This is a genomic window from Fretibacterium sp., assembly GCF_057312375.1.
Genome location: NZ_DBHLDX010000126.1, coordinates 1 through 2,238 on the forward strand (window position 1 = coordinate 1; position 2,238 = coordinate 2,238).

Sequence of the window (2,238 nt, forward strand, 5' to 3'; positions counted from 1 at the left end):
GAGGCGGCCTCCCGTGAGGAGGGCGCCGGGACGCGGCAGGCCCCGTCGCAGGAGGGCCAGAGCGGCCCAGGAGGCCGCCGTGGCGGGACGGACCTTGGGCGCGCGTCCGTCGCAGAGCGCCGCGCCGGCGTAGGGGAGGTTCCGGAGCGCCGCCAGGAGCGGACGGACTTCCAATCCTTCTTTGAAGGGGTCCTCGCACACCGCCGGACCGCCGCGCGAGAGGCCCCGGCCCCTCTGAACCTGAACCCCAGGGCGGCGGACTTCGCCCACGGCGAGGCCCTGAGGGAGGGGCTGGTGAACGTGGTGCGCTTCGTGCGGGCCGACGGCGCCCAGAGGGCGAGCGTCGTTGTGGACCCTCCCGCGCTGGGGCGGGTGACGGTGGAACTGGCCTCCGGGACGTCGGGGGTGGAGGCGTCCATTAAAGTCGCGAGCGAACAGGTCCGACAACTAGTGCAGGACCAGTTGACCCAGCTCAGGGCGACGTTGGAACAGCAGGGCGTCCAGCTGGCCCACTTTGCGGTGGACGTCCGGCAGGACGAGGGCCGCGGACAGCGGGACACGGGCCGCGACGGACGCCGGAACGGGCGCCGCGTCGAGGCGGCGGAGGACGAGCCCCTGGAGTTTCGGGTGGACCTGGAGCAGGGGATGCTCTGTTGGGTGGCCTGAGCGCCCGGCGTGCCTTTTGAGATCGACGACTTTATGACATAAGGGAGGACCTTATCATGCCCGTGAACGGCATAGCCGGCGCAGCGAATACGGACCCGTCTGCCGCCACCGGAGCGGTCCGGCAGAACGAGCTGGACAAGAACGCATTTTTGAAGCTGCTCATTGCGGAGCTCTCGAACCAGGACCCCCTGAACCCAATGGAGGACCGCGAGTTCATCGCCCAGATGGCCCAATTCAGCAGCCTCGAGCAGATGCAGAACATGAACAAGACCCTCGAATCCATGGCGCAGGCCAGCAAGTTCGACGCGGTGAGCTACATCGGCAAGGCCGTTTCCTTCAACAAGCTCACGAAGGATGCGGAGGGCAAGGAGGTCGAGACCCCGACGGCCGCCCTCGTGCGGGCGGTGTTCTTCGACCCGCAGAAGGGGCCGATCCTGGATACCGCGGAGGGTCAGGTGGAGCTCGCCAAGGTCCTGGGCGTGGCCGCCCCCTGAGCGGGAAGATAAGCGTGGAGCGGGCGCAGCCCGCGAACAGGTAAAAGACGAAGATGGCTGAACCCTCAGGACGAGGGCGGACGGTTTCGCGGAGCGACGGATAGAAGCGCTTATCGCAGGAGGGTTTTAGAAGCATGCTCAGATCATTGATGACGGCGGTCACGGGCGTTCGGGCACATCAGACGATGCTCGACGTGACGGGCAATAACATTGCCAACGCCAACACCACGGGATTTAAGAAGGACTTCACGATTTTCGAGGACCTGATGTATCAGGCGCAGAAGAACGCCACCGGACCCAGCGATGGCATGGGCGGCATCAACCCCGCACAGGTAGGCCTGGGCACTCAGGTGGGCGCCATTGAGACGATCTTCACCCAAGGCGCGGCGTCCTACACGGGCAACCCGTCGGACATGATGATTCAAGGCAAGGGCTTCTTCGTCTATAACGGCGGCGGCAGCAACCTCTACAGCCGTGCGGGAGCCATCATCCAGGACAAGAATCAGGACTTTGTCCAGGCCGGAACGGGTTATAAGCTGCAGGGCTACGCCATGGAGCGAGACCCGCTGAGCCCCACGCGCTTCGTCCAGGCCAACAACCTCAGCACGGTCAACGTCCCCATCGGCAAAAAGCTGGACCCAAGGGCTACGAGCGAGGTGAAGTACCAGTGCAATCTGGACAGCCGCAGCTCCGCCTATCTTCCCTATGGCTTCCCGGACCTTCCCTATAACGAAAAATGTGGATGGCCTGGGAACCCCAGCGGCAAGGCCAAGATCAAGATGGACGGCGTGGAGTACGACATGAGCTTCAAGACGAACCTGGCGTCCGCGGACGGCAAGGGGTACCTGACCGTCACCGTCGAGAACGGCGGGACGAAGCAGGAGCTCGTCTTTGATATGGTGGGGATCGACGGCGGCAAGCCGAAGCTGGCGGCAGGGACGCACGTACCGGCTGCGCCGGTTTTTCCGGGCACCAATCCCCCCGTGGCCATGACTCTTGACTATGACGACACGACGGGCGGATTGAAGATCAAAAATCCCAGTGGAGCGACGGTCTTTGAGTACAACCTCAAGGCCGA

At 64.3% G+C, this 2,238-nt stretch carries 3 protein-coding genes; all 3 read left to right on the forward strand.

Annotation, left to right across the window (positions count from 1 at the left end; genetic code table 11):
• Positions 1-666 (forward strand): flagellar hook-length control protein FliK (locus ACO41U_RS10395; protein ID WP_485943782.1); only part of this gene is annotated, 666 nt, incomplete at its 5' end.
• Between the two features lie 56 nt (positions 667-722).
• Positions 723-1,160 (forward strand): flagellar hook capping FlgD N-terminal domain-containing protein, encoded by a 438-nt coding sequence (locus ACO41U_RS10400; protein WP_485943784.1) that lies wholly within the window; start codon positions 723-725, stop codon positions 1,158-1,160.
• A 134-nt stretch (positions 1,161-1,294) separates the two neighbouring features.
• Positions 1,295-2,238 (forward strand): flagellar hook-basal body complex protein (locus tag ACO41U_RS10405; RefSeq protein WP_485943786.1); only part of this gene is annotated, 944 nt, incomplete at its 3' end.

Excerpts from the sequence above, each read along its gene's own strand:
- ACO41U_RS10400 (WP_485943784.1), top strand. The coding sequence starts at position 723 with ATGCCCGTGAACGGCATAGCCGGCGCAGCGAATACGGACCCGTCTGCC.